This is a genomic window from Pelolinea submarina (assembly GCF_003966975.1).
Classification (GTDB): domain Bacteria; phylum Chloroflexota; class Anaerolineae; order Anaerolineales; family Anaerolineaceae; genus Pelolinea; species Pelolinea submarina.
In genome coordinates, this window is the sequence record NZ_AP018437.1 from 1528414 (window position 1) to 1546560 (window position 18147).

Here is an 18147-nt window from a genome sequence, read left to right on the forward strand (position 1 = left end):
TACAGGGTCTGCTTTCACCCTGCAGAAAAAGGTGGGCAGGGACCGTAATCCGCCTACGGTTGTGTTATCCATGCCGGCTCCCACGGGGAATAACGGCTGGTACAACCAACCTGTACAGGTGTTTGTAAAAGCCTACGATGGCGGTTCAGGTTTGGCGGATGTGCAAGTCTCCCTGGGTGGAGGTACCTGGTACAAACGTTCTTTGACTATTCGTAAAGATGGAACTTATTACGTGATAGGCAAGGCAGTGGACAAGGCTGGCAACATGGCTACCGCCACACAATTGATAAAGGTTGATCTGACGCCTCCTGAAGTGGATTTCAATATCCCGCAAGTTAACGGACAGCCGGATTGGTACGTTACTCCTGTTTCATTAGCTTTGAACGGAAGCGATGCGCTTTCCGGTGTGTACAAGACTACGTTATCGGCACAGGGAACCTTTGAGATGATCGATGACGGGTTGTTGGATAGACGCGAGAGTACCGCGGGCGTACAAACAGCCAACCAGATACTGGTTGCCGGCAAAGAACTCAACTCAACCTCGGCATATATAAAGGTAACAAAATCCGGCGATTATTTAGTGAGCGGTTATGTGGAAGATATTGCCGGTAACCGTACACCGGTTGAAACGCGAGTTGTTTTGGATTTGGATGCACCGCTGGTCGAGTTTACTTCTCCAGATCAATATTATGGAAATATTGAATTAAGCGGCCCTATTTCGGAAATGAATTCGGGAGTGGCCGGGGTTTGGATTGACAGCGGAAAAGGTTGGAAACGGGCGAATGTGAAGGATTCGAGTTGGTCCTACCTGTGGGCTACTGAAGGATTAAAAGATGACGATTACATTATCCTAGCCAGAGTCATGGACAAGGCTGGAAACTTATCGAACAGCAGTACAAAGGTTACCGTGGTTAATCATTTCTGGCCGCTGGCTGCCATTTACGGGATCCTGATCAGCCTGGGATTAGTGGCCATGTACGATCCGCGCCGCCGAGCTCTGATGGAATTAACGTTAATGACGGCAAGATATGCGCATATGGATAATAGTGCGCGCCATTTGGAAAGGAAGAAATATGATTGATTTCTTCGCAAGTATTACTATCGCTTTAATTGTTGTGATGACGGTTGTGATTTTTCTGTCCAACCAACGGCAAGCGCACATCATGAAGCAAATGCGTTTTGTCCTTGAGGATTGGTACCAATCTCAAATGCGCGATCGCCGCGAAGCATATCGCAAGGAAATCTTTATGCCGGATGCGCTCCAATGGCTTGGCAGTCAGGTCAATTTGAAGATTGTGGATCAGGGCCGCAGATTTGAGAATCCGCCTGCTTTGGAGTTGATCGCCGGCGAAGGTGTCAGACTGGTAGTCAGCCCACTTTCAAATAGGGAATTACGTGCGGCAGTCCGCAAGATTGAATCGAAGACACGTAAAGTATCCAAATTGGTTGAGCCGCTGTTGGGTTCACAACCTGCGAAAGTACAAGTGGTTGAACGATCCAATGCCACTGTGCACGAATGGTTCGAGGTAGAGATTGAAACAGCCGGGAAAATGCTTGGTTTGAACTGGATGGGATTGAAGGCACTTTATTTCTATATGATACCCGTCCAAACAAATGAGGAGCATATACCGTTGATTAGTTTTGACCTGGAAAACCTTAAACTGCAAATCAGAAGTGTATTTACTACTGCGTTGAATTGGGTGAAACAACGGTTTGCAAAGGCATCGGGATGACTGCCTATTAAAAAGTCATCAAAAAAATAAAAATGGGAAGAATTTGATGAAAGGAGCAAAGATGAACACAATCATGCATTTATACGGGATGCTGAAGGATCGCAAAGGTGCGACCATGGCAGAGTATGCGGTAATCGCAGCGGTATTGATCCTGGTAGCGATCGTAGCGTTCACGAGCTTGGGATCAACGATTGTGGCCAAGATCAATGATCTGGTCAGCAATATGTAAGCAGTGGCGAGACGAAAAGAGAGAAAAGAAGAAGGAATAAAGGAGCAGAAATGAATACGATAATGCATTTATATGGAATGTTGAAAGACCGCAAAGGCGCGACCATGGCAGAGTATGCAGTAATCGCAGCGGTATTGATCCTGGTAGCGATCGTGGCATTCACCAGCCTGGGATCGACCATTGTGGCCAAGATCAACGACTTAGTCAGCAATATGTAATAGCCTGAAGGCGAAGGAAAAGCAAAATGACGTGGCAAAGGAAAGGAAGCAAGAAGGGGAGCTCGATGGCAGAATCAGCCATCACCCTACCGGTGGTGGTGCTGCTGACCTTTGCCATGGTGAACCTGGCGATGGCCCTCGTGTGCAGCGGAAGCCGTGCGTAACGCGGCGAATTATGGAGCGCGGGTGGGATCGGTATCACAGGTCAACCCGGCGGCCAATGCCGTTGCGGCAACACAAGGCCGACTGGATGCAATCTCGGTAGGGACGTACGCGATAAGTGCGAACGGGGGAGGGTATCGAGGCGCGCAGGTAAATGTTGTGGTGGATTGGGCAGTGCCAAACTATATAGGAAGTCTGATAACCTACATAGGCGGCGGCGATCAGATGAACTTTGAAGGCACTGCCCTTTCTACATTCCGTCAGGAGGGCTGGTGATCAAAAAATTCTGGCGAGATTGTAAGGGTTATGTGATGCCCTATACCGTGATGTTGATCACGTTAGTGGCGATGCCAATGTTGGTTTTGTCATCGGAAATCGTGCGGGCTATGTACGTAGGCGTACATATCCAAACAGCTGTGGACGCAGCTTGCACAGCCGCCGTGCAAGCAGTGGATGTGTCTTACTTCATCGATTATGGTGTGGTGCGCATTGATAGTTCTAATGCCACCGCATATGCCTTGCGCGAATTTAACAGCACTGTCGCCCAATCAAATATTGAGAAATATAGCCCGGCATTAACGGCTGTATCTGTTGTAAGTGATCATATAGTAGAATGCCACGCTTCGGCCCAGATGATTTGGACGTTGCCGGGTGTGGCGCCCTTGACGTTCAATGTCCTTTCTGCAGCCGAAGCGGAGGCGAGACGATAAGAGAGAATTATCGAAGAGTATTTTTAAAAAAATCTTTTCCGTATAGCGATCTAATAAAATTTCCTGTAGAAATTCTTTATCTCACTTTTATAGCAACCCAAAAATCAAAAAACTGTTCACCAACATCGGATTGAATTGTCCAGTAGCCTTTATATGTGCCATCGGCAGCTGGTGCTTTCATATCAACAGATAATTCCACAATTCCTCCCGGCGGTACATCATAGGGCAGGTTGGAGGAAATATCACTGCTCATAGAATTTCCATATTTAAATACCAATTTATAATCGGTAGTCCATGTGCAAACGCCGGTATTCCTTAGTACCCAGGTTTTGGTGAAAACAGTTCCATTATTGAATATCGCATAATCGTAAAAATTCTCACCAATAAATTCCGCATTGTTACAGCTACGAATGTATCTACCACCCGAATCGCTGGGAATGTATTGGTTATAGTATGGGTTATAATATGGGTTGACCCAGGCCGTTGCCTGGGGCGTATAAGTTGGCGCGGGTGTATAAGTGGGATAGGGCGTATAAGTTGCGGCTGCATTTGCTGTAGCGGTTTCGTCTTGAATATCTTCAAGCACTTTTTGAACCTCGGTTGCGACAGCTTCGTCCTCTGTCATGACCGTCGGGAAATAGCATGCGCTGGAAACCAGCAAAACCGCTAAAATTGTTAAAAGTCCAGAATATTTCTTCATATTCATTTCCTAATTATCTTGGCATGGGAGGTCTGGGATCGCTGCTTGAATTCGCGGGCGGCATTCCTCCCGGATGAGTATTATTGGAAGGCGATACCCCAAAATTATTATAATATGGCATAGTAGTCGGGATAGGCGTATAAGTGGGATAAGGTGTATAGGTGGGGTAAGGTGTATAGGTGGGGTAAGGTGTATAGGTGGGCGATGTTTCTTCTGCTTCAGCTGTCTTTTCCAAGGTGTCTTTTAAAGCTTTAGATGCCTGTACAGCAATTGTATCGTCAGAGCTGATTATGCTGCAAGCTGAAAAAAAGGAGCTTGCCGGCGCCAGTGTGGAGATTAGAATTATTATCTTCTTTTCCATAGAAATGCTCCAATCCTTTTTGACGCGCATAGCAACTCTTATTATGAATTTCTGTCACTTTTCAAACAAGTGAGAACGGTTATTATTAAATATTACTGCCATCATTTGTCGGTATGATAGCAGTAACATTACACTCCTCTTACAATCCTGTTAGTGAAAATTATTGATTAACCACTCGTTTCCCCTCCTTCTTCAGTTTCTTCAATGGTAGGTTCTGTGGTTGGCTCAGCTGTAGGTGCTGTGGTCGGCTCAGTGGTCTCGGTTGGTGCGGTTGTGGCTGTCTTGGTCGGGCTGGCACAGGTGAGTGTTAATTTAGCCGATCCAAAAGTTTGGTTATTAGGATCATCGATATACACCTTGACCCAATAGGAACCGCTGCTACTCAATGTCCACGATCCGCTGACAGTTTGGGTTTCGCCATCCTCGAATTCAAGCGTCTTGGAGGAACTGGTTGACCCATCGCTGTACTTGAAGTGATACACCACATCGCCATCTCCTTTTGTGGTGATATGGGCTTTATAGGTATAAGTGTAAGGGCACACACCGGAATATGTCTCCGCGGAGGAGAAAGAAACCGTACTGACATAGAAATCGTCATCGTCCTCATTTACCACAATGACGACCGTCAAGTAAACAATGTGGGTACCGTCTGCAGTTTGCAGAGCCCATTTACCGGAATAGGTTCCTTTGGAAGATGGCGAGGTCAAATCCACTGAGGCGGTGATGTGTCCTCCCGGCGTTACCTGGGTACCGATAGCCTCAGAAGAATCTCCGCCCATTCTATCGCCGTTAACGAACACTAACAGTGTGCCCTTGTCCCAGGCGCAGGTGCCGGTATTGACGATAGTCCATGTTTTGGTGAAATCTTCATCCCGATCCATTTTTGTGTAATCTGAAATGGTTTCGGCTGATATGTTGGCGGAATAGCAGGCCTGCGCGTTATAGCTTTGGACTGTTGGTTTGAGTCCGGTTGAATCGGTAGCCTCCACCATTGGGGTAACCATGGGCAATGGTGTAGCGGTTGCTTCTGTCTCGGTGTTCGCAAGTTCGGCTTGGTAAGCGCTTAGGGTTTGAGCAACAGCGGTTCCCAGAATTTCACTATCACTTAATGGAGTAGGAGCAGCCTCTCCTTTTTTCTTTGCCAGCGGGAAATTACATGCGGACAAAAGACTACAAACCAATATCCCCATAATTACGTAGTTCTTTGTTTTCTTATTCATAGTTGGGTCTCCTACGTTAGCGATTCTATTTGTAATACAATTTTGTTGAAAAGTGGCTCACAATATATTAACGTATGACGAATGTAATTTACATATATTACTGGATACGTGTATCGGTGAATTATTCTTAATTAATATACATATAATTAGGTTGGAGAATTTTGAATGGTAAGGAGAATGAATGAAAAATTCATTGAGTAGGTTAATGGAAAAAATAGATGGGTGGAAAGAGGGAGCCTTTCCCTTTTTTCTCTTAGCAATCATTGGCTATGCTTTCTATAACGTTGCGCTGCGTTTTGTGCCGGTTGACTTTGACGATTTAGTGTTGTTATCTTCCGCTAAAGCCACGGCTAATCCCCTGGATTTCTTCGCCGGCGATTGGGGTTTCGGTAATTATGGTTACCGGCCTTTACATTCCCTTTCCTTATGGTTGTCCTATCGTGTTTTTGGCGTTTCTTCCGGTCCGGCGCAGCTGCTTAATCTATTTTTGCATATCGCGATAATTATGCTCTTGTATGCATTGCTGGTGAAATTATACTCCTCGCGGAATTGGATATTGACTTTTATGCTTTCCTGTGTAGCCCTTATTTCTCTTTACACGGTCAGCGGCCCGACCTGGGTTTCGGATCGGCCGACCCTGTTTGTGACATTCTTTTTAATGATCCTGCTTAATTACCTGGCACGCGTACCGGAGGGAAAATTGCCAAAGGTTTGGGTGCTTTTGCTGCTTTCGTTTTTGGCGTTAATGAGCAAGGAATCAGGGTTGATCCTGCCCCTGATCGCGCTGTATTACCTGGTAGTGGAGTTGCGTACTCGTCTGACTCATCCCGCAGTCTTGTCGTTGGTGATCATGCTGGGAGCTTACGGTTTGCTGCGTTTTGTGATCTTTGGTTCCAACGCGGCAACGTACACGGAGGCCGGCTATTTATTCGGTAGAACCTATTACGAGAATTTGGGTACCTTGCAGGGCGGGATGCGCATAGCCGCTTATGCGGAGAATGTGGTTAAAAATATCCTGGCGGTATTCCTGCCCATTTTCGACGGCCAGGGCAAGCTATCCATGATCGGCACCAAGATGAATTCGCTGGTGGTGGTGTCCTGCACGCTGCTGATCTTCGTGCTCAGTTGGGGCAAGAAGCTGACCCGTTTCCAACGCATCAGCCTGGTGATCATTTTATTGAACGGTCTGATTCATTTCCAGCTCTTCCGTTACCGCACGCTATACATTCCCCAAATGGCTCTGGTCATTTTTGCCGCGGCTTCAGACCAAATAAAAGAAAAAGCAAGCGCACGCAAAGCACTATTGTTTCTGGCAGCTGCGTTATTGGTGTTCTGGAATATGAAGATGATTGGCGAGAACCTGGATCTGGAGATGTTTAACCGCATGGCAAAGATCCGCGAAGCTTCGTTTGAGCAGGATATCCTGGCGACTTCCAACCGTATTGACCCGGATATTGTGAAGCAAATCATCCTGAAATACCGTCACTAGATAAATACCATCTACCGTGAAAAACGCCCTCCGATTAGATATAACCGAAGGGCGTTTTATAACCGTTAAGTTTTTCCGGATACTGGTTTAGCGCAAGCAGGACCATCCCCATTGTCTTGATTGCGCTTGCTTGCCAAGAGAATGGTTATTTGGAACGAGTAAATACCTTGAAACCGGAAATAATACAGAGAATGAAGATCAATCCCAGCCTGACCCAGTCTATTATGAGCCAGGACCATCCCCCGGTTACCAGGACAGGTGATGAGCCATACTCATCCGAATAAACACCTAAATTCCAAAACAGGATTAAAGAAATTACCAGGGTGATCAGACTCAGGATAAAAACAACAGTATAGAAATATTTATTCCCAAAGTTTATGTCTTTCCCGCTCTTTTTAATAAAAAGGGCTGCCAGAAAGATACATATGACGAACAGAATTAACACATAAAAGAAGAGAGACATATTTTCACCGCCTTTTGTTTTTCTATATTGTCCGGGGACATTTTACCCTATGACAGAAAATATTCCTCTTTTATTCAACTTTCGATAAAAAAAGTCCGGTAAGTCAATACTTACCGGACTTTACTCTTCTATTGATAGCGTACTATTTTAATTTGAACTCCAGACCGTCCACACCCTTGGTCACCATAATAGTGCTGCCGGGTACGATCTCGCCCGACAGGAACTTCATGGCCAACGGATCCTGCAGTTCGCGCTGGATGGCTCGTTTCAGTGGGCGGGCGCCATAATCCGGGTCATAGCCCACATCCGCCAGGTACTTGCGCGCGCTTTCGTCGATTTCTAGCTTGTAACCGCGCTCTGCAATGAGTTGGTTGACGCGCTCCAACTGGATGTCCACGATCTCTTCCAATTGCTCCTTGGCAAGCTTGTGGAAGACCACAATCTCATCGATACGGTTGATGAATTCCGGGCGGAAGTGCTGGCGCAATACCTGCGTAATCTCATCACGGCTGACATCCGTCTTGGCGGTCTGCCACAGCTCGCTGCCCAGGTTGCTGGTCATGATGATGACCGTGTTGCGGAAATCCACCGTGCGGCCCTGACCGTCGGTCAGCCGGCCGTCGTCCAGGATTTGCAGCAGCAGGTTGAAGACCTCATAATGTGCTTTTTCGATCTCGTCGAACAGCACCACGCTGTACGGCCGGCGGCGCACCGCTTCCGTGAGCTGGCCGCCTTCCTCAAAACCAACGTATCCCGGAGGTGCACCGATCAACCGCGAAACAGTGTGTTTTTCCTGATATTCGCTCATGTCGATCCGCACCATGGAACGTTCATCGTCAAATAGGAACTCTGCCAGGGAGCGCGCCAGTTCGGTTTTGCCGACACCGGTGGGGCCCAGGAAGATAAAGGAACCGATGGGGCGGTTGGGATCCTGCAAACCGGCACGGGCGCGTCGCACCGCGTTGGAAACCACCCGTACCGCTTCGTCCTGGCCGATCACCCGTTTGTGCAGGTAATCTTCCAAATGAACCAGCTTTTCCATTTCCCCTTCCATCAGTTTGGAAACGGGGATGCCAGTCCAGCGCGAAACCACCGACGCGATTTCCTCCGCATCCACTTCTTCTTTTAACAAAGCGCCGTTTTTCTGCAATTCCTGCAGCCTGGCTTCGGCTTCCGCGCGACGTTTCTCCAAATCCGGCAGCTCGCCGTAACGCAGCCGGGCGGCCTTTTCCAGATCGGATTGGCGCTCAGCCTGTTCGATTTCCAATTGGGTCGCTTCGATTTTCTCTTTGATAGCGCTCAGTTCGCTGATAGCCTGCTTTTCAGTCTGCCAGCGTGTTTGCAGAGAGGTTTGTTGTTCCTTCAGGTCGGCAATGTGCTTTTCGATGTCGCCCAGGCGTTTCTTGGCAGCCTTGTCGCTCTCCTTCTGCAGAGCCTGTTTTTCAATTTCAAGCTGCATAATCTGCCGGTCAACTTCGTCCAAAGCGGAAGGTTTGGAATCGATCTCGGTGCGCAGGCGCGCCGCGGCTTCATCGATCAGGTCGATGGCTTTATCCGGCAGCTGCCGGTCGGTGATGTAGCGATCCGATAATGTGGCAGCCGCGATGACCGCCGCGTCTGTGATACGCACGCCGTGGTGCACTTCATATTTTTGCTTAAGTCCACGCAGAATGCTGATCGTATCCTCCGTGCTGGGTTCAGTCACCAGCAGCGGTTGGAAACGGCGTTCCAGTGCCGCGTCTTTTTCGATGTACTTGCGATATTCGTTGGTAGTGGTGGCGCCGATCATGTGCAGCTCGCCGCGCGCCAGCATAGGTTTGAGCATGTTGCCGGCGTCCATGGAACCCTCGGCAGCACCCGCGCCGACTACAGTATGCATTTCGTCGATGAAAAGTAAAATCTCACCGGATGAATTCTGAATTTCCTTGAGGACAGCTTTCAGCCGCTCCTCGAATTCGCCGCGGAATTTAGCCCCGGCAACCAGGGCGCTCAGGTCCAGCTGGATAATGCGTTTGTTCTTCAATCCCTCGGGCACGTCGCCGTGCACGATGCGCTGTGCCAGACCTTCCACCACGGCGGTCTTGCCCACACCGGGTTCGCCGATCAAAGCCGGGTTGTTCTTGGTACGGCGTGAAAGGATCTGGATCAACCGGCGGATTTCTTCGTCGCGGCCGATGACCGGGTCTAGTTTTCCCTGACGGGCCATGGCGGTCAAATCGCGCCCGTATTTTTCCAGTGCCTGGTAGGTGGACTCGGGGTTGGCGGATGTCACGCGTTGATTGCCGCGAATTTCCACCAATGCTTTCAACACGGAATCCTTAGTCAGCCCATATTGGCTTAGCCGCTTGGATTCCGGGCTTTCCAACAGACCTAAAAGGATATGCTCGGTGGATGTGAATTCATCCTGCATACCTTTGGCAAAACGCTCGGCCGCTTCCAGAACCTGGGCGGTGGCCTGAGAAAAACCAACTTCTCCCGACCAACCGGAGACTTTGGGGCGACTGTCGAGTTCATTTTTTACATCCTGCAATAATGCCTGAGTGTTGCCGGCAATCTTGGTGATAACCGCAGGGACAACCCCTTCAGGTTGTTCCAGCAACGCTTGCAATAAATGAGCTGGTTCAATGGTCTGATGGCCATAATCCCGTGCCAATTGCTGTGATTGGTAGATTGCTTCTTGTGCTTTTTGAGTAAATTTGTTGATGTCCATAGTTACCTCTATTAATCCCTAATTTTCCGATATTAGGATAATCGATGGACGTCAAAATATTGTAGGAAGAGCGTAAGAATAAAATTAATAACCGGCTAGCTCCAACCGATAAATTCTTCCCCTTTCAGGGTCTTGAAGCTAATTTTACGGTTGAAGGTTTCTGCCAGCAAGTCGCTTTTCTTTTCCGCGGATCCGATTTCTTTTTTTACCGGTTCCTTGCGGACGTAACACGTGCAGAGGATCTTCTTATCCGTAAACGCTGTATGGGTATGGCTGATGCGGCTGCGGTGGGAGTAATCAAGGCCATCGGCCACACGCAAAATACCGGCCAGCTTGCAGACCGTTTTTCTCTCGTCGGGATTAAGCGCGCGGAAATGGTCATGGTTGCGGGAGGGCAGTGCCCTGCGGTGGTAGCGCGCGATGGAGCCGATGATTAAGCGATCCTTCTGACTGAATTTTAAAAGCGGTGTGCTGAGGATGATGTTCAGCGCGGTTTTATGATGGCCGTGGGGGCCTTCGGTATGGACCCCGATATCGTGCAGCAGCGCTGCGCACAGCAGGTAATAGCGGTCATGCGGGCCCATTTGGTGCAGATCGGCCAGATCATCAAACAGCTCTAAAGCAAGTTGAGTAACGTGCCGGGTATGCTTGGACTCATAATTACATTGTTTGGCAACTTTCAGGACAGCTTTTAACTCGACCTTCTCTTCATTATTTAAATCACGAGAAAATGCTTTCTTTGTCATAAGGATGGTGACCTTTTAGGATTTGTCTTCTGCCGGAGGCAAGACGGATGAGACGGCTGCGTCACGCTGTTGTTCTTCCAGATTTGTCAGGAAGATTACTTTCCGCAAATTCAACCAAGTTTCTTTAAGTTTCCAGTTTTTCCAGGCTTCAAGGAATTCATCGTATAAACGCAGGCGTTCTTGCCGGCGGTTTTCAAGCAGGAATTCAATACCCGGTTTTAAACGGTTGAAGGGGCTTTTATATCCATAGAAATCAAGGACGCGCTGCTGTTCCTTTTCCATAAATGCGGGCAGATAAGAAATCCAGACGTCCGCATCGTGAATTTCACCGAGAAATTGCTGGGTTTGGCGGGTAATTTCCAGCGCAAAATCGGATTTGCCCTTGTACAGCAAAGAAAAGACTTCCAATGCGTAACGCAGGCGTTTTGCCGCGATGCGCATCTGGTGCAGTTCTTCAACGCGCGTGGGATCGAAAATAAATACCTCGTAGAAAAGGAATTCATCCAGGCGATTTTGCACATGCTCATAGCCTAACTGAAAGAGCGGACCATGCGTTTGAGGAACTTCTGGTTCAATTTCCAGGATGGCTTTCGCCCAGGAATCCATTTCCAGCAGGCTGGTGTTTTCCATCAATCCTCTGGAGATTTTTTGCGTGTTGGCATCTTTCACGCGTCTTTTCTGTTTCAGGCGCAGACGGACGCGGCGCAAACCGGATTGGAGATTACTGTCATCCACCGATTTATAGATTTGATTCAACAGGTCAATCTGTACGTCCAAATCTCGTACCTGGCCGTATGATTTGGTGATTTCCCTGATATCCCGTACCCAGATTTTCGTTTTCTTGGAGGGCAGGCTGTCTGAAAAGATATCCAGACATGTCCGGATGCGTCTTGAGGCGACGCGTAAATCATGAATATCTTCAATATCCTGACGATGTTGAATGTTGTGGGCTTTTTTCCGAAGCGCCTCCAGACCGGGAAGCATGGATTGGGCGCAATATTGTTGAATGGTTAAGTCGTTATTTTTAGAAGCCAAGCGGAATTCACTTTCTGTTTACTTTTGCAAAACGGGTTGAAGCAGCGCCTTGATGCTTTCGTTGACATCATGGGTGGAGCGATTGGCGTCTATGGTCTGGAAGTTATACTCCTTGGCCATCTGGTCAAATTGCGCAATCATGCATTCCTGGTAATGGCGGAAGCTGTCGTACAGGTTATCCTGATTGAGAATATCCATGCCGGATTCCCAATAATCAAATCCGCGTCCATGCACAATGCGGGTTACCAGCGTGTCGACATCGGCTTTCAGGTAGAAGATCGTATCCGGGATTAGCGCAAAGCCATAAATATCCCGGGCCCACTGCGGGTTGATACCGCGCACAACATCACGCGCGACAATTGAATAGAAGTAGCGGTCGGATAACACGAAAAAGCCTGCCTTAAGAGCCGGTATAATCTGGTTTTCAAGCCGGTCGGCAAAATCGGTGGCATAAAATAAGCTGATGGTGAGCGGTGTGAGCGTGGTGCCGTTCTTGGCCTCTTCCAGACCTGCCTGTGTGAGCGGGGAACGACGCAGCCCGGTATCGGAAACAGCGTAGCCGCTTTTTTCCAGCCAGCGCTTGAGCAACTGGATTTGTGTAGAACGTCCAACTCCATCGGTGCCTTCCAGGACAATGAGTTTTCCGGGAAGGTCGCCAATTTTCTTGTAGGGAAGGCCGGCGCCGTAATATTGAGGTTTAGTCATGGCTGCTTTCCTCCGTGCTCTTTGTTCCCATACGGCTGTACTCTCTGGCCGATTGAATTGGGTTGGGCAGTCCATGCCACCCGCGTAAAATTCCGCTGACCAGCCGCCGAATGTGTTTTTGCTGTTGGAAAACCGGTTGGACCGCGTCAATCACTTCAAAGCTGAATTCATCCACCATTTTTTCATATTCTTCCAAAATTCTGGACTGGAAAAGGCGGAAGCTGGTTACTTTATTATCGGAAAGGCCCAAGTCCATGCCGGCTTCGTAATACTTCAGTTTGGCGCGGCCGAATGTAATACGTTCAATCGCGTCATCCAACGGCACACGGAAATACAGTACCAGGTCGGGTTGGTAGGCGAAAGAATACAAATTGCGCACCCAGGAAGGATCGACACCGCGGGCAACATCGCGCGCGAAACCGGTGAAGGCATAACGATCGGCCAACACAATCACACCTGCCTTTAGCATTGGCAGGAATTGATTTTCCCAGCGGTTGGCGAAATCAGTCGCTTGAATCAGGCTGAAAGTGGTCGGTGTAAAGGATTTCTGTTTCTTCCCCAATCGGGTGGTGCTTTTCACGACAGGGGAAGAGTTCCACTCGCTGAAATAGACTGATTTTCCTCTTTCAACCAGCCACTTATAGATCAGGTCAATCTGGGTGGATTTACCGCTCCCATCAATACCTTCAACAACGATTAATTTACCTTTACATGGATTTTTTTGCAGCATGGCGATCCAATCCTTTTATTTATTAAAAGAGCTTGATATGTAGATTATATCAAGCTCTCATCCCAGTCTGAAATAGTAGCAGTTAGACCGGTTAACCCTCGACTTCGTCCTCAGAGCCGTCCATTTCCATCATCTCGCCGGATTTGATGAAAACAGTTCTTTCACATATATTAACCACGCGATCGGCTAATCGTTCCAGGTTGTGAACAACCCAAAGGAGCAAACTGGCATCGTCGATCGTGGCCGGATTCGCGATCATGCCGTTCACGATGGTCCGATAACATTTGTTGAATAACGCGTCCACTTCGTCGTCTTCGTGTGGTATGGCGAGAGCCTGACTGATATCTTCGCTAATAAAGGCGGATAAAGAACGGTGCAGCATGCTGACCGCCAGTTCGCCCATCTTTTCAATATCCCGGTAGGGAATCGGCAGGTCGCTGATGCCCAGGCGGATGGTGTTGTTTGCAATACCTTTGGCATAATCCCCCATGCGTTCCAATTCATTCGCTACCAACAGCATGGCAGCCAACAGGCGCAGGTCGTGGGCGAGGGGCTGCTGCGTGGCTAAGAGGATCAGAATAGCATTTTCAATCGCGAAACGCTTGTCGTTGATGTTTTGATCGTCTTCAATCAAGGCTTTGGCTGTTTGAATATCGCGATCCTTGAATGAGGTGACCGAGTCCAGGGTAGCTTGTTCCACCATGCTGCCCAACAGCAGAATTTCATCTTGTATTTGTTTGATTTTTCTCTCGAATAACTCACGTGCCATTTATCACCTCTTCAACGTTTAGCCAAACCTGCCCGAAATATACTGTTCAGTCAGTTCATTTTTAGGATTTGTGAAAATATCGGTCGTTTTCCCGGATTCTACCAAATAGCCCGCACGGCTCTCTGCCATATTAAAAAAGAGTGTAAAGTCGGATGCTCTGGCTGCCTGCTGCATATTATGCGTTACTATAACTATAGTATATTTTTCCTTCAATTGCTCTATTAGTTCCTCAATTTTTAAGGTAGCAATGGGATCCAGCGCAGAGGCGGGTTCGTCCATCAAAATGACTTCCGGTTCCACGGCTAAAGCGCGCGCGATACACAGGCGCTGCTGCTGTCCGCCGGAGAGGGCTAATCCGGATTTGTTCAAGGTGTCTTTGACCTCATCCCACAAAGCGGCCTGGCGCAGGCTTTTTTCCACAATTTCTTCCAAAATTCGGTGATCGCGGATACCGTGGGCGCGTGGCCCGAAAGCGATGTTCTCAAAAATGGTTTTGGGGAATGGATTTGGACGCTGGAAGACCATACCGACCTGCTTACGCAATTCGACCGGATCGATTTCGAAAATATCCTTGCTGTCCAGGATGATCTTCCCTTCGGTGCGAACAGAGGGGATCAACTCGTTCATGCGGTTGAAAGAGCGAATGAAGGTGCTCTTCCCACAGCCGGACGGGCCGATGATAGCCGTAATTTGATTGCTGGGGATGTCGATGGTGATTTTATCAAGAGCCTGGAATTTTCCATAGAATAAATTGAAATTCTCGACTCGGATTTTTGTTTGAGGAATTACATGGTTATTATCAATCATTTTGGACTACCCTATTTACCAGAGAATTTTTTCGAAAATTGTTTCGATGATATATTGATGGCCAAATTCAATAATATTATGATAACGATTAGTATAGCCGAAGTTCCCAGCGCTTTGTCAAAAGCTGTGGTTTCGCTGGCCAGCATGTAAACATGCAGCGCCATGGTACGGCCTGATGATAGCAGATTTTTGGGCAAACGGTAACTGCCGCCCAATGTGACCCAGAATACGGCTGTTTCCGCAATGACCCGCCCTACGCTCAATACGATGCCGGTGATGATACCGGGCAGGGCCGAGGGCAGCACCACGCCAAATATCATCTGCCATTTGGTCGTGCCCAAAGCCAGGCTGCCTTCTCGGTAAGATTTCGGCACGGTCAGCAGGGCTTCTTCGGTGGTGCGGATGATCAGCGGCAGGACCAGACAGGCGCCACTCAGCCCGGCGGAGAGCAGCGAAAACTTCAATTTCATATATGACACAAATACGGCAAAACCAAAAAGGCCGAAAATGATGGATGGAACACCGGCCAGGATTTCCACGCTGGTGCGAATCAGGTTGATCAGGTAACCAACCAGATTCTTTTTCCCGGCATATTCCGTGGTGTATTCCACCATAAAGACGGCTGTACCGATACCCAGGGGAGCGGCGATGGTGATGGTCAGAAGGACCAGGTATATTGTGGTTACGATGGTGGTGGAGATGCCGCCCTTGCCGGAGACTCCGCCTGCCGGGCGCGTGGTCAGGAATTCCAGGTTAATGACCTTGAATCCATTGCTGACCATATAGCCGACGATGAACAACAACGCGGTGATGGCGATGATACCGGCCAACCAGATAAGCGCGAAAGCGATCCTTTGTTTGAGTTGCCGTTGGTGTAAGTTCTTGGCCGGATCAATCACCCGGGTTTGCTTCCTTGCGAGCGAAATATCTTTGATCATAATTTTCTCTTCCTCTATGAAGGCTGTCTTTCACGCATGATGAAGTGCGCCAGTCGGTTGATCAACAGCAGCAGCAGGAACAACAGGATCCCGGTGAAGAACAGCGCGCTACGGTGGACGCCGGCAGCGTAATTAATTTCCACGGCGATATTACCGGTGAGTGTACGCGCGGTAGCCAGCAGAACGGAGAACGGATTGTCGTTGAGCGGGGTGGGGATGGCGATGGAGTTGCCGATAACCATGATGAGCGCCATGGTTTCACCTAACGCGCGCCCGATTCCCAGAATGACCGCAGCGATAATGCCCGAACGGGCTGCTGGCAGCACTACCGTGGTTATGGTCTGCCAATGCGTGGCGCCCATGGCCAGCGAGGCTTCCCGATAGGAATTGGGAACTGCCCGGATGGCGTCCTCGGCTACGTTGGTGATAGTGGGCAGAATCATTATAGCCAGGATGATGGAGGCGTTCAGGATGCCAAAGCCGCTGTTGCCGTTGATTTCGATGTTGCGGATCAGGGGAGCTAAGACAACCATCCCGAACAGGCCGAATATAACCGAAGGAATGCCTGCCAATAACTCAATGGCGGAACGGAAGATTTCGCGAATAGCGTGCGGGGCGATTTCTCCCAGTAGGATGGCAGTGAAGATGGATAAGGGTACACCCAAGAGGACAGCCCCCAATGTGCTGTAGAGCGAACCAATCACCATGGGTACCAGGCCGAATTGGCCGGTTTGGTCGCCGATGACAGCACCCGGGCGCCAGATGGTGCCGGTCAGCAATTCTCCCAGCCCGATATTTTTGATGGCGTCGGTGGATTCCATGAATGTAAAGACAAAAATCAGCACCACAACCAAAATTGAGGTGGTGGCGATGACCGTCAATGCCCTTTGGATAAATTGGTTCATGAAGAAGCGCTGCGTTTCCCCTTCCAGAAATACTTCGTCCAGCATTTTCAGCAAGTAGATTAAAGCCAGGGGAATTGCGCTTTTAATGAGCAAATCCAAAAGAGTCAGCCCTATTGTCGCAAAGATGGTTCCCAGAGGAACAACCGATTCACCGGCAAATACGATGGTTGAAAAACTAAAAATTTCACTGATGACAAAAATCGCAATAACCAGTACAGAGAGTATGCTGATGGTTGTTTTTGCCCAATTTTTAAGTTTCCAAAGGCCGAAGGCAACCAGGCCGGATATGATGGCCGTAACAATTCCGATAATCAAAATGACTAATGGGGAACTTGTTGTCTTTAATGTAAAAAAGTCGAAATACGTTCCGAGGCTGATGGTTAGTGCTGCGGCTGCCGAAAGCGCAAACAAAATGGATAAAAACCGGACAGCCGAGGTTTTTGTGTTTTGTGATATTTTCATAATCCAAGTCCCTGCTTCATCGAAGGAAGGGGCACTCCCCGAGAGGAGTGCCCCTCATGATGCGAAAACTAAATGAGATTAGTCGCTGACGGTGATGTAATCTTCGGCAACGATGGTCTGGCCGTCACTCAGAATGTAATCCAGGAAAGCCTGGGCTAATTCGGAGGGCTGGCCGTTGGTGAGCAGGTTCAGCGGGCGGAAGATGGAATACGTTCCATTCTTGACGTTCTCGACTGTCGGTTCAACACCTTCGATGGCGACACCCTTGACGGAGTCATCCAGGAAACCGAAGGACAGGTAACCGATGGTGTTGGGGGTGGTGGCAACCACGGTGCGCAGCTGACCATTGGATTGCTGCAGCAAGGCGTTTTCCGCGATGGGTTTGATCTGCTTTTCGCCGGCGTCGTCCTTATATTCCATGACCAATTCTTCGAAAGCCGCGCGCGTGCCGGAACCTTCTTCACGGGAAACAACGGTGATGGGGGCATCCGGGCCGCCAACCTCTGAGAAGTTGGTCACTTCGCCGGAGAAGATAGCCTGAACCTGTTCTTTGGTCAGGTTATCGAGGGCCACATCGGGGCTCACGACTACAGCAATACCGTCATAAGCGATGGTGAAGACCTGCAGGTCGGGATATTGTTCCATTTCGGAATCTTTGATCTCACGGGAAGCGGAACCGAGATCCACTGTGCCGTCACCGGCAGAGGTTACACCAACACTGGAACCGCCGCCTTGAATGTCGATGGAAACATCGGGATTGGCATCCATGAATTCAGCAGCCAACTCTTCGGCCAGAGGTTGTACGGTGGTGGAACCGGCGATCTGGAGTTGACCGGAAAGAGCGGGAGCTTCTACAACTTCTGCGGTGGGGGCAACTTCTTCAGCGGGAGCAGCTTCTTCTGCCATGGCTGCTTCTTCGGTGGGTGCTGCCTGTTGGCAAGCGGCAAAAACGAGGGCGCTTACGAGCATAACAGCGGTTAAAACTAAAACCTTCTTTTTCATCTTTTTCTCCTATTTAGTTAAGATTCATGTTGAATGTTATCAAGCGAAAATTA

Annotated in this window: 20 protein-coding genes; 8 read left to right on the forward strand and 12 right to left on the reverse strand. The window is 48.9% G+C overall.

Annotation, left to right across the window (positions count from 1 at the left end; translation table 11 throughout):
* The first annotated feature begins 31 nt into the window (after nt 1–31).
* The 6 genes from Pelsub_RS06650 (at nt 32) to Pelsub_RS06680 (ending at nt 3052) form a co-directional block, all read left to right on the forward strand.
* Nucleotides 32–1081: a hypothetical protein gene (locus Pelsub_RS06650; protein ID WP_126440434.1), complete on the forward strand. Its 1050-nt coding sequence runs from the start codon at nt 32–34 to the stop codon at nt 1079–1081.
* Nucleotides 1074–1733 carry a hypothetical protein gene (locus Pelsub_RS06655; RefSeq protein WP_116224504.1) on the forward strand — a complete coding sequence of 220 codons (660 nt, stop codon included), beginning with the start codon at nt 1074–1076 and terminating at the stop codon, nt 1731–1733. The genes Pelsub_RS06650 and Pelsub_RS06655 overlap by 8 nt, the downstream gene beginning before the upstream one ends.
* 61 nt (nt 1734–1794) lie before the next feature.
* The gene (locus Pelsub_RS06660; RefSeq protein ID WP_198418413.1) at nt 1795–1962 is read left to right on the forward strand and encodes a Flp family type IVb pilin; all 168 of its coding nucleotides are present in this window, start codon (nt 1795–1797) and stop codon (nt 1960–1962) included.
* Nucleotides 1963–2012: 50 nt separating this feature from the next.
* Nucleotides 2013–2180 (forward strand): Flp family type IVb pilin, encoded by a 168-nt coding sequence (locus Pelsub_RS06665; RefSeq protein WP_198418413.1) that lies wholly within the window; start codon nt 2013–2015, stop codon nt 2178–2180.
* Nucleotides 2181–2245: 65 nt separating this feature from the next.
* Complete coding sequence (locus tag Pelsub_RS06670; RefSeq protein ID WP_158675014.1) at nt 2246–2344, forward strand: hypothetical protein; 99 nt, start codon at nt 2246–2248, stop codon at nt 2342–2344.
* 351 nt (nt 2345–2695) lie between these two features.
* Nucleotides 2696–3052, forward strand: coding sequence for a hypothetical protein (locus Pelsub_RS06680; protein ID WP_126440440.1), 357 nt, complete (start codon nt 2696–2698; stop codon nt 3050–3052).
* 76 nt (nt 3053–3128) lie between these two features.
* On the opposite strand, the gene Pelsub_RS06685 is transcribed toward Pelsub_RS06680, so the two are convergent.
* Nucleotides 3129–3752, reverse strand: coding sequence for an NBR1-Ig-like domain-containing protein (locus tag Pelsub_RS06685; protein ID WP_158675015.1), 624 nt, complete (start codon nt 3750–3752; stop codon nt 3129–3131).
* A 197-nt stretch (nt 3753–3949) separates the two neighbouring features.
* Here Pelsub_RS06685 and Pelsub_RS06690 point away from each other — a divergent pair, with 197 nt between their 5' ends.
* On the forward strand, nt 3950–4186 hold the full coding sequence (locus Pelsub_RS06690) for a hypothetical protein (RefSeq protein ID WP_116224498.1): 237 nt from the start codon (nt 3950–3952) through the stop codon (nt 4184–4186).
* Nucleotides 4187–4280: 94 nt separating this feature from the next.
* On the opposite strand, the gene Pelsub_RS06695 is transcribed toward Pelsub_RS06690, so the two are convergent.
* A complete protein-coding gene (locus Pelsub_RS06695) occupies nt 4281–5333 on the reverse strand; it encodes an NBR1-Ig-like domain-containing protein (RefSeq protein ID WP_116224497.1) in 1053 nt (350 codons plus the stop codon).
* Between the two features lie 205 nt (nt 5334–5538).
* Here Pelsub_RS06695 and Pelsub_RS06700 point away from each other — a divergent pair, with 205 nt between their 5' ends.
* Complete coding sequence (locus Pelsub_RS06700; protein WP_116224496.1) at nt 5539–6822, forward strand: hypothetical protein; 1284 nt, start codon at nt 5539–5541, stop codon at nt 6820–6822.
* Nucleotides 6823–7427: 605 nt separating this feature from the next.
* On the opposite strand, the gene clpB is transcribed toward Pelsub_RS06700, so the two are convergent.
* The 10 genes from clpB to Pelsub_RS06755 all read right to left on the reverse strand — a co-directional run bounded on the left by clpB (nt 7428) and on the right by Pelsub_RS06755 (nt 18094).
* Nucleotides 7428–9995, reverse strand: a complete 2568-nt coding sequence (clpB, locus tag Pelsub_RS06710; RefSeq protein WP_116224494.1) for an ATP-dependent chaperone ClpB — start codon at nt 9993–9995, stop codon at nt 7428–7430.
* Between the two features lie 95 nt (nt 9996–10090).
* Nucleotides 10091–10741, reverse strand: a complete 651-nt coding sequence (locus Pelsub_RS06715; protein ID WP_116224493.1) for an HD domain-containing protein — start codon at nt 10739–10741, stop codon at nt 10091–10093.
* A 15-nt stretch (nt 10742–10756) separates the two neighbouring features.
* The gene (locus Pelsub_RS06720) at nt 10757–11776 is read right to left on the reverse strand and encodes a CHAD domain-containing protein (protein WP_116224492.1); all 1020 of its coding nucleotides are present in this window, start codon (nt 11774–11776) and stop codon (nt 10757–10759) included.
* 18 nt (nt 11777–11794) lie between these two features.
* A complete protein-coding gene (locus tag Pelsub_RS06725; RefSeq protein ID WP_116224491.1) occupies nt 11795–12481 on the reverse strand; it encodes a dTMP kinase in 687 nt (228 codons plus the stop codon).
* On the reverse strand, nt 12474–13211 hold the full coding sequence (tmk, locus tag Pelsub_RS06730) for a dTMP kinase (protein WP_116224490.1): 738 nt from the start codon (nt 13209–13211) through the stop codon (nt 12474–12476). The genes Pelsub_RS06725 and tmk overlap by 8 nt, the downstream gene beginning before the upstream one ends.
* A 91-nt stretch (nt 13212–13302) precedes the next feature.
* Nucleotides 13303–13980 carry a phosphate signaling complex protein PhoU gene (phoU, locus tag Pelsub_RS06735; RefSeq protein WP_116224489.1) on the reverse strand — a complete coding sequence of 226 codons (678 nt, stop codon included), beginning with the start codon at nt 13978–13980 and terminating at the stop codon, nt 13303–13305.
* A gap of 18 nt (nt 13981–13998) precedes the next feature.
* Nucleotides 13999–14787 carry a phosphate ABC transporter ATP-binding protein PstB gene (pstB, locus tag Pelsub_RS06740; protein WP_116224488.1) on the reverse strand — a complete coding sequence of 263 codons (789 nt, stop codon included), beginning with the start codon at nt 14785–14787 and terminating at the stop codon, nt 13999–14001.
* An 11-nt stretch (nt 14788–14798) separates the two neighbouring features.
* Nucleotides 14799–15725 carry a phosphate ABC transporter permease PstA gene (gene pstA / locus Pelsub_RS06745; protein ID WP_116224487.1) on the reverse strand — a complete coding sequence of 309 codons (927 nt, stop codon included), beginning with the start codon at nt 15723–15725 and terminating at the stop codon, nt 14799–14801.
* Between the two features lie 14 nt (nt 15726–15739).
* The gene (gene pstC, locus Pelsub_RS06750) at nt 15740–16630 is read right to left on the reverse strand and encodes a phosphate ABC transporter permease subunit PstC (RefSeq protein ID WP_116225023.1); all 891 of its coding nucleotides are present in this window, start codon (nt 16628–16630) and stop codon (nt 15740–15742) included.
* Between the two features lie 540 nt (nt 16631–17170).
* On the reverse strand, nt 17171–18094 hold the full coding sequence (locus Pelsub_RS06755) for a phosphate ABC transporter substrate-binding protein (RefSeq protein ID WP_116224485.1): 924 nt from the start codon (nt 18092–18094) through the stop codon (nt 17171–17173).
* Between the last annotated feature and the right edge of the window lie 53 nt (nt 18095–18147).

What these genes read in the sequence shown, in the direction of transcription:
- clpB (WP_116224494.1), bottom strand. Translation starts at nt 9,995, where the DNA reads ATGGACATCAACAAATTTACTCAAAAAGCACAAGAAGCAATCTACCAA.
- pstC (WP_116225023.1), bottom strand. Translation starts at nt 16,630, where the DNA reads ATGAACCAATTTATCCAAAGGGCATTGACGGTCATCGCCACCACCTCA.
- Pelsub_RS06685 (WP_158675015.1), bottom strand. Translation starts at nt 3,752, where the DNA reads ATGAAGAAATATTCTGGACTTTTAACAATTTTAGCGGTTTTGCTGGTT.
- Pelsub_RS06660 (WP_198418413.1), top strand. Translation starts at nt 1,795, where the DNA reads ATGAACACAATCATGCATTTATACGGGATGCTGAAGGATCGCAAAGGT.
- pstA (WP_116224487.1), bottom strand. Translation starts at nt 15,725, where the DNA reads ATGATCAAAGATATTTCGCTCGCAAGGAAGCAAACCCGGGTGATTGAT.
- Pelsub_RS06670 (WP_158675014.1), top strand. Translation starts at nt 2,246, where the DNA reads ATGGCAGAATCAGCCATCACCCTACCGGTGGTGGTGCTGCTGACCTTT.
- phoU (WP_116224489.1), bottom strand. Translation starts at nt 13,980, where the DNA reads ATGGCACGTGAGTTATTCGAGAGAAAAATCAAACAAATACAAGATGAA.
- Pelsub_RS06755 (WP_116224485.1), bottom strand. Translation starts at nt 18,094, where the DNA reads ATGAAAAAGAAGGTTTTAGTTTTAACCGCTGTTATGCTCGTAAGCGCC.
- tmk (WP_116224490.1), bottom strand. Translation starts at nt 13,211, where the DNA reads ATGCTGCAAAAAAATCCATGTAAAGGTAAATTAATCGTTGTTGAAGGT.
- Pelsub_RS06695 (WP_116224497.1), bottom strand. Translation starts at nt 5,333, where the DNA reads ATGAATAAGAAAACAAAGAACTACGTAATTATGGGGATATTGGTTTGT.
- Pelsub_RS06700 (WP_116224496.1), top strand. Translation starts at nt 5,539, where the DNA reads ATGGAAAAAATAGATGGGTGGAAAGAGGGAGCCTTTCCCTTTTTTCTC.
- pstB (WP_116224488.1), bottom strand. Translation starts at nt 14,787, where the DNA reads ATGATTGATAATAACCATGTAATTCCTCAAACAAAAATCCGAGTCGAG.
- Pelsub_RS06655 (WP_116224504.1), top strand. Translation starts at nt 1,074, where the DNA reads ATGATTGATTTCTTCGCAAGTATTACTATCGCTTTAATTGTTGTGATG.
- Pelsub_RS06725 (WP_116224491.1), bottom strand. Translation starts at nt 12,481, where the DNA reads ATGACTAAACCTCAATATTACGGCGCCGGCCTTCCCTACAAGAAAATT.
- Pelsub_RS06665 (WP_198418413.1), top strand. Translation starts at nt 2,013, where the DNA reads ATGAATACGATAATGCATTTATATGGAATGTTGAAAGACCGCAAAGGC.
- Pelsub_RS06680 (WP_126440440.1), top strand. Translation starts at nt 2,696, where the DNA reads ATGTTGGTTTTGTCATCGGAAATCGTGCGGGCTATGTACGTAGGCGTA.
- Pelsub_RS06715 (WP_116224493.1), bottom strand. Translation starts at nt 10,741, where the DNA reads ATGACAAAGAAAGCATTTTCTCGTGATTTAAATAATGAAGAGAAGGTC.